9 protein-coding genes are annotated in these 7,575 nt (G+C 47.0%); all 9 read left to right on the top strand.

Annotation, left to right across the window (positions count from 1 at the left end):
• The coding region (locus B3O33_RS02730) for an ATP-binding protein (protein ID WP_292362878.1) at positions 1–1,020 on the top strand (1,020 nt) is incomplete at its 5' end.
• Positions 1,017–1,652, top strand: coding sequence for a response regulator (locus B3O33_RS02725; RefSeq protein ID WP_292362119.1), 636 nt, complete (start codon positions 1,017–1,019; stop codon positions 1,650–1,652). The genes B3O33_RS02730 and B3O33_RS02725, both read left to right, overlap by 4 nt.
• Positions 1,653–1,983: 331 nt before the next feature.
• A complete protein-coding gene (locus B3O33_RS02720) occupies positions 1,984–2,751 on the top strand; it encodes a DUF3450 domain-containing protein (protein ID WP_292362120.1) in 768 nt (255 codons plus the stop codon).
• Positions 2,748–4,109: a MotA/TolQ/ExbB proton channel family protein gene (locus B3O33_RS02715; RefSeq protein WP_292362121.1), complete on the top strand. Its 1,362-nt coding sequence runs from the start codon at positions 2,748–2,750 to the stop codon at positions 4,107–4,109. Before B3O33_RS02720 ends, B3O33_RS02715 begins: the two co-directional genes overlap by 4 nt.
• 73 nt (positions 4,110–4,182) lie before the next feature.
• Entirely contained in the window at positions 4,183–4,614 is a 432-nt protein-coding gene (locus B3O33_RS02710; protein ID WP_292362877.1) for a MotA/TolQ/ExbB proton channel family protein, read from the top strand.
• A gap of 8 nt (positions 4,615–4,622) precedes the next feature.
• Entirely contained in the window at positions 4,623–5,030 is a 408-nt protein-coding gene (locus B3O33_RS02705) for an ExbD/TolR family protein (RefSeq protein WP_292362123.1), read from the top strand.
• Positions 5,002–5,709 carry an energy transducer TonB gene (locus tag B3O33_RS02700; RefSeq protein ID WP_292362124.1) on the top strand — a complete coding sequence of 236 codons (708 nt, stop codon included), beginning with the start codon at positions 5,002–5,004 and terminating at the stop codon, positions 5,707–5,709. The genes B3O33_RS02705 and B3O33_RS02700 overlap by 29 nt, the downstream gene beginning before the upstream one ends.
• On the top strand, positions 5,709–6,932 hold the full coding sequence (locus B3O33_RS02695) for a tetratricopeptide repeat protein (protein ID WP_292362125.1): 1,224 nt from the start codon (positions 5,709–5,711) through the stop codon (positions 6,930–6,932). The genes B3O33_RS02700 and B3O33_RS02695 overlap by 1 nt, the downstream gene beginning before the upstream one ends.
• Positions 6,925–7,491, top strand: coding sequence for a class II aldolase/adducin family protein (locus B3O33_RS02690; RefSeq protein WP_292362126.1), 567 nt, complete (start codon positions 6,925–6,927; stop codon positions 7,489–7,491). Before B3O33_RS02695 ends, B3O33_RS02690 begins: the two co-directional genes overlap by 8 nt.
• Positions 7,492–7,575: the final 84 nt, after the last annotated feature.

Below are 7,575 nucleotides of genomic sequence, written 5' to 3'. Positions count from 1 at the left end.
CCGGACTGGTTTATCCGTTTGATGGAACCGGAAGCGGTCGCCTTCCGACGGCTTATCACTCGGGGCAGTCAATCTTATGGTTATCTGGTGGTGGAAGCCGATCCCAGCGATGAAGTCACCGAAGTTTGGCGCGATATGGAAACCTTGTTATTTTTGGGTTTGTTTTTCCTCACCGTGATTTCCAGCCTGATCTATTTGGCGTTATTACATGGTCTGAGGCCATTGCAACAATTAGCCGATGCATTGGGGCACCTGGAAAAAGGCGATTTTCATGCGCGGGTGGATACCGGCGGTGCCAAAGAATTAAAACCGATCCAGATTCGCTTTAATCATATGGCCGATGTATTGGAAACCACCATGGCTGAAAACCATGCCCTGGCAGGAAACATGCTGACCTTACAGGAATCTGAACGACGCGATTTGGCACGTGAATTACATGATGAGCTGGCACCCTGTTTGTTTGGTATACGCGTTGATCTGGCTGAAATTGAACGCATTGCCATTGAAAATAAATTGCCGGATGTCGAAGAAAAAGTCAGCTCGGTTAAATTGATTACCAGCCATATTCAATCACTGGTGCGTAAAATGCTCAGTCGTTTGCGGCCGATGACACTGGATGATTTGGGTTTGGTGGAAGCGTTGCGTGATATGTTACATAACTGGCGTGACCGGCAACCGGAAATTGATTGGGAATGGGATTTTGTTGGCGATTTCACCGGTCTGGCGGATACGCTTCAAGTGACGGTGTATCGCGTAGTGCAGGAATGTACAACCAATTGTGTTCGCCATGCTGAAGCCAGTCACGTACGGGTTGAAGTAAAGCGCGAAAAACAATATATAAAGGTAACGGTCACCGATGACGGTAAAGGGCTGGATACATCTGCCGTAAAAGGCTTTGGCTTGATCGGTATGCGAGAGAGGGTCTCGGCGTTAGGTGGTAAAATCGCGTTTGATACTGCCGAAGGTCAGGGTTTGCAGGTAAGGGTAATGATCCCTATGAAGAGTGAAAATAAAAAATGAAACCAAGTATCACAATCCTGGTAGTAGATGATCATCCGATTGTCAGAGCCGGCTGTCGGCAGTTAATTCAGCAAATTCCCTCGGCCAAAGTCGTAGAGGCTGAGACCGGTGAAGAAGGTTACCGGATGTTTCAGGAACTGTATCCGGATATGGTGTTACTGGATATCACCTTACCCGGTGTGGGCGGTCTTGAAGTATTACGCCGCATTCGGGCCAACCGTGATACCGCCAAGGTATTAATGTTCAGCATGCATGAGGATCCGGTCTTTGCCTCTCGGGCCATGCAAGCCGGAGCACGAGGTTACATCACCAAGAACAATGCAGCGGATCATCTGGTCGAAGCGGTCAGTAAAGTGCTGGAAGGTAAAATTTATCTCAGTCCTGATATGGCCCAGCAGCTGGCAATGTTGAACATTGATGCCGGTACCAGTGCGCTAAGTGATCTGTCGCGGCGTGAATTGGAAATTTTACGCTTACTTGGAGAAGGTAAGAGCATGAACGAAATTTCGGACGTTTTAGGCATCAGTTACAAAACTGTCGCGAATAATCTGACCCAGATAAAAGGCAAGCTGGACATTAATAAAACAGCGGAACTGATGCGTTTTGCAATCAGCCATGGTTTATCGTCCTAACAACTTGTTTTACTTGTATGTTTTTGAAAAGGAACATATTCCCGTTTTAAAAGGAGAAGTCGCTCATGGCGAATGGGCTTGCATTCAGTAAGCTGTATCACAAGTCCATAGGAATGTTCAGCTTCTATTGTCTTATATTTCTCTCTCCTTCTATGAAGGTTTAGCCAGACCCAATCGGTCTGGCTTTTTTTTTGCCTTTTTTTGCACTTTTTTCATCTTCGTACGTCTAAATGATAAGAGATCGCATTTAGACTTCCCACTGTGCGTCTTCTCTTGATAAGATGTCGCTTTCATTTCCACCGCCGACATCCGGTAACACAAGGAAAATTTTATGCATTTTAATTTCAGCCGACTATGTTGCCTGCTAGGCATCTGGTTGGTGCCTTCATTCACCAATGCTGGCGCATTAGATCAAGCTGTTGACCAACAGGTGCAAACCGATACCGCAGCCCAGCGTACCCAGCAGCAAATTGACAATCTGGATGATGAAACCCGCGAATTATTAGCGGAGTATCGCAGTGTTTTGAATCAGAAGGAAAGTCTGGCGGCCTATAACAGTCAACTTGAACAGCTTGTTTCATCTCAACAGGAAGAACTGTTGTCAGTTGAAGCGCAGTTAGCCAATATCGATACAACGCAACGCGATATTGTGCCATTAATGATCAAAATGGTGGATGTGATAGAACAGTTTGTTGAATTGGATAGCCCATTTTTACCTGAAGAACGTAATAGCCGCGTTGAACAGTTAAAAACAATGATGAACCGGGCTGATGTAACGCTGTCTGAAAAATTCCGTCGTATTCTGGAAGCCTACCAGGTTGAAACTGAATACGGTCGTACTTTGGAAGCCTATCAGGGTGAACTGGTCGCAGGTGATAGCAATCGTACCGTTGATTTCCTGCGCGTAGGCCGCGTAGGTCTTTATTACCTGACACTGGATCAACGCGAGGCGGGTATGTGGGATCAGGAATCAAAAAGCTGGCAACAGCTCCCCAGAGAATCCATTCAGTCCGTTGTACAAGGTCTGAAAGTAGCTCGTAAGCAATTACCACCCGATTTATTAACCCTGCCGGTAAGAACGCCAGAGGCGATCCAATGAGAAGTATTTCAACGATAATTATTTTTTTAATGGCTTTGCCATTCTCTGTTGTGGCAGAGGAAAAGCCTGTCAATCTCGACCAGTTACTTGATCAAGTCAAGCGTGAACGTGTCATTGAACAAGAGCAGAATCGTTTGCGGGAAGCCGAGTTTCTTGAAGCCCGTGACCGTCAGGCGCAATTGCTGGAGCAGGCCAAAGCAGATTTAGCTGCTGAAGAACGCCGAACAGAGCGGCTCAATGATGCGTTTGAAGAGAATGAATTCAAATTAGCCGAGCAGGAATCTTTGCTGCAGGAACGTTCCGGTTCGCTGGGTGAATTATTTGGCACAGTTCGTCAAATGGCCAATGACAGCCGGGCGGTTATTGAATCATCAATGACCAGTGTGCAGTATCCGGAACGTATCGCATTTCTGACAGAGTTAAGCGAACGAAAACAACAACCGAGCATCGATGAGTTACGTGAACTGTGGTTAGTCTTGCAACACGAAATGACCCATTCAGGCAAAGTGGAACAGTTTCCAGCCCAGGTCATCACGGCAAACGGGGAAGTGGCAGATCGCGATGTGACCCGTGTCGGTGTGTTTACTGCTTTCAGTGATGGCAAGTTTCTGCGTTACATGTCTGAAAACCGTAATCTGGTGGAATTAGCCAGACAGCCGGTACAGCGCTTACGCGATCAAATTGAAGCATTTGAAAATAGTGATCCAGGTGAGTTGAAGACAGTCGTGGTTGATCCGACTCGCGGTGCAATTATGGCGTTACTGGTGCAAACACCTGATTTGCGTGAACGTATTCAACAAGGTGGCTGGATTGGTTATATCATTCTGATTTTGGGTGCAATTGGTTTACTGATTGCGCTGATTCGTTTTGTGACATTGATGCGGCTGGAGCGTGGCGTCAGCAAGCAGCAAAAATCCAAAGAATTGAATCTGAAAAATCCGTTGGGCCGAATCCTGTCTGTATACAGCGACAAGATTGCTCAGGATGTAGAAACGCTTTCTTTAAAACTGGATGAAGCCATTCTCCGGGAAACACCGAGTATTGAACGGGGGCTGGTGACACTGGCGATTCTGGCTGCTGTAGCACCGATGCTGGGTCTGTTAGGAACGGTTTCCGGCATGATCGAAACGTTCCAGTCGATTACGTTGTTTGGGACCGGTGATCCGAAACTGATGTCCGGCGGTATCTCACAAGCTTTGGTGACCACCGAGTTAGGTTTGGCAGTAGCGATTCCTATTTTATTAATTCATAGCGCTTTATCGAGCAAGAGTAATCGTTTGATTCAAATTCTTGATGAAGAGAGTGCAGCGATTGTTGCTCGTAACGCTGAAACACAAACTCTGAACCGTGACGGATAATTTCTTTCAGATACAGCTGCTGATGGAAAGCGGCGGCACAGTGCTCTGGCTGATTTTGCTGGCGTCGATTTTAATGTGGACACTAATCATTGAACGCTATGTGTTTATCTGGTTCCTGCATCCACGTGAAGTTCGCAAGATGATGGATGAGTGGCACCAGCGTGACGATTTGGCCAGTTGGTATGCCCAGCAAATCCGCCAGGGCATGATTGCTGAAAGCCAGGTGATGCTGGAGCGCTTTCTGATTTTGATTCGAACGCTGACCGTTGCATTACCGATGCTGGGATTATTAGGCACAGTAAACGGCATGATCCAGACCTTCGATGTGATGACCGTTTTCGGAACCGGTAATACTCGCGGTATGGCGGGTGGTATCTCAGTGGCATTGATAACGACGATGGGCGGTTTGCTGACTGCTTTATCAGGGCTCTATTTCATTACTCAGCTGGAACAGCGTGTTGCCCGAGAAGTTAATAACGTGGCTGACGCCCTACGCAGAGATTAGGAAAGTTTATGCGAAAACGACATTCCCGCCGTCAAAGTGGCGGTATAGCTGAAATCAACATGACACCTTTGATTGATATGGTGTTTATATTGCTGATCTTTTTTATTGTCACCACCTCGTTTGTTAAGGAAACCGGTGTTGATGTAAACCGTCCATCGGCTAAAACAGCGGTGGAGAAAGAGCGTGCAAATATCCTGATCTCGATTCGTGAAAATGATGAAATCTGGATGGATCAACGACAGATCGATCGCCGTGCTGTACGTGCCAATGTGGAACGGATGTATGCTGAAAACCCGGAAGGTTCGGTGATTATTCTGGCGGATGAAAATGCGAAAACCGGTATATTGATTGAAGTCATGGATCAGGCACGTCTGGCAGGAGTTGCGAATGTCTCAATTGCTGCTGAACGAGACTAGTCGCGGAGACTCATCGACTATGCGTATCTTGATCGGATTATTACTGGCGATAGTGGTCAACTATGGTCTGTTTACTTTAATGAAAGAGATGACCACTTCTGACAGCAGTCTTTATCGCGATGATAATGAAATGCTGGTACTGGACTTTGTGCGTCTGAAACAGGAAGAAACGCCACCTGAGACGATAAAGCGTGAGATCCCGAAAAAACCACCACCGCCGGAAGAGCCGCCACCGCCAACACCCACAACTGCGCCAAAAATGACGCAGCCTGATGTTCAACAACCCAAAATGGACATGCCGAGAATTGATGTGCCGCTGAATATTGCCGGTCAGCCTTATCTGGGGGATTTCAGTGCCGAGCCGGCACCAGCGCCTTCACCCAGTCCGGTGCAAGGCCCACAAATGGATGATGAAGTGGTGCCATTGGTACGAATTCCACCGAATTATCCACGTGTTGCTCAGCGTCGCGGTATTGAAGGTGTGGTGACCGTAGCCTTTACCATAACCCGTGATGGCAGGGTAAAAGATCCCGTAGTGGTGTCTGCCAACCCGGAGAATGTATTTGATAATGCGGCGATGACGGCCATTCTCAAATGGAAGTTCAAACCGAAAGTTGTTGATGGTGAGTCGGTTGAACGTCGGGCAACCCAGGAAATTGAATTTAAGCTGGCCAGATAATGAAGAAAATACTGAATCATAAATTCGCTGTGATGATCATACTGAGTAGTCTTATCTGGCCATTTTCAGTGCTGGCAGATGACTATTTACTGACCGAAAAAACCTACAAAGCGCTGAGTGCTGCTCAGGAAAAAATGGAGCAGCAACAGTATCGGCAGGCTGAAGCGGATCTGAAAAAGCTGATTGGTGAGACAGAGTCAGGCTCATACGAACGGGCGGTAGTATTGCAAACACTGGGTTATTTGTATTCAGAAACGGAACAATACAAGCAGGCCGCAGAACAGTTTGAACAGGCATTAGCACTCAATGCCTTACCTGAAGATGTGACTCATAATCTGCGCTACAATCTTGCTCAGCTGTTAATCGGAGATGGACGTTATCAAAAAGGCATTGATTTGCTGACAGCCTGGTTAAAGGATGAACCTCAGGCAAACAGCAGTGCCTATGTTCTGCTGGCAACGGCGTATTATCAAATCAATCAATTCACCAAAGTTGTTGAAGCGATTCGAGTCGCCATCCAACGAGATAAATCACCCAAAGAAAACTGGTATCGATTGCAGCTGTCGGCGCATATGGAAATGCAGCAATACAGTCAATCAATAGACGTGCTGGAAATTCTCATTGAGCAGTTTCCAGTGAATAAAACCTATTGGGATCAATTGGCTGCTCTCTACGCCCAACAGGAAAAACGACTTACCTCCCTGGCGGTGCAGATGTTGGCTAAGCGACTGAATCTTGGTGACAAAGACACGGTATTGCGCCTGGCGAATATGTATCGATATCTGAATATTCCCTATAAATCTGCTCAGCTTTTACAAAAATCTATGGATGATGGCGTGATTGAACGGAATTTCAAAAACCTTGAATCGCTTGCTGACAGTTGGTTAGCGGCCAGAGAAAATGAAAATGCCACTCAGGTTTTAGCTCGTATGCAATCAATGGACGCTTCAGGTGAGACCGATCTGAAACTCGCCAGAGTTTTCATCAGTATGGAAAGCTGGCCTGAAGCGGCCGGGCCTTTACAGCAAAGCCTGGAAAAATTACCGGAAGACAAGCTCGGTCAGGCGTGGATGCTTTCGGGTATGGTTAATTATCATTTGGGAAACATGGAGCAATCCGAGCAACATCTGAACCGTGCGCTGAATTACTCGGAAGTACGTAATCAGGCGTCGCAATGGCTGAGACATCTCCAGAACACAAGGCCGGATAAGGAAGATGCCTGAAGCCGCATTGAACGAACTGAAAGCGCAGCTGGTTCAACATTATCGGTGGCTGCGTCAGTATGGTTGCAATGATTCACATAGTGGTAATGCGTCTTTCCGCTGGCACAACCAGATATGGGTGACACCTACAGGCTGTTGCGCAGACACGCTCGCACCGGAAATGCTGGTGCCATGTGATGTTGATGGACAAATTGGTGATGGCGCTTCGCTTGATGCGCCGCTACACTTGGCAACCTATCAGCATAATCCGGCAACGAAAGCCATTTTTCATAGCCATGGGCCACATGCCATTGCAATGACGATGAATGGTAAAGACTTTATTCCTTTGGATTTTGAAGGGCAGTATTACTTTCCCAGCGTACCGGTTATTACGATTAACTATGCTGAATATGTGGAAAAGTCACCGTTGGCTGTAGCTCAGGGCTTGGCGAGAAATAAAGTTGTCATTGTTCGCGGGCATGGTGTGTATGCCTGTGCGGAAACCATCAATCTGGCCTATAAGTGGAGTTGCTCGGTAGAGTTGTCTGCAAAAACAGCCTGGCTTACTGCTCAGCTATAATCCGCTTTACACGAAACCAATTCGTACAAAATAAGTCAAAAGGGTCTGTTTATCTTCCGTCTCCAGCAGTGGTGGAGACGGAAG

This window comes from Methylophaga sp. UBA1464 (assembly GCF_002325665.1).
Lineage (GTDB): Bacteria > Pseudomonadota > Gammaproteobacteria > Nitrosococcales > Methylophagaceae > Methylophaga.
Note: the sequence above shows the minus strand (reverse complement) of the source record. Positions and strands in the feature narration are given on the sequence as shown.

Bases quoted from the DNA above. Each gene is read 5' to 3' on its own strand.
- B3O33_RS02725 (WP_292362119.1), top strand. From the start codon at position 1,017: ATGAAACCAAGTATCACAATCCTGGTAGTAGATGATCATCCGATTGTC.
- B3O33_RS02720 (WP_292362120.1), top strand. From the start codon at position 1,984: ATGCATTTTAATTTCAGCCGACTATGTTGCCTGCTAGGCATCTGGTTG.
- B3O33_RS02715 (WP_292362121.1), top strand. From the start codon at position 2,748: ATGAGAAGTATTTCAACGATAATTATTTTTTTAATGGCTTTGCCATTC.
- B3O33_RS02710 (WP_292362877.1), top strand. From the start codon at position 4,183: ATGTGGACACTAATCATTGAACGCTATGTGTTTATCTGGTTCCTGCAT.
- B3O33_RS02705 (WP_292362123.1), top strand. From the start codon at position 4,623: ATGCGAAAACGACATTCCCGCCGTCAAAGTGGCGGTATAGCTGAAATC.
- B3O33_RS02700 (WP_292362124.1), top strand. From the start codon at position 5,002: ATGTCTCAATTGCTGCTGAACGAGACTAGTCGCGGAGACTCATCGACT.
- B3O33_RS02695 (WP_292362125.1), top strand. From the start codon at position 5,709: ATGAAGAAAATACTGAATCATAAATTCGCTGTGATGATCATACTGAGT.
- B3O33_RS02690 (WP_292362126.1), top strand. From the start codon at position 6,925: ATGCCTGAAGCCGCATTGAACGAACTGAAAGCGCAGCTGGTTCAACAT.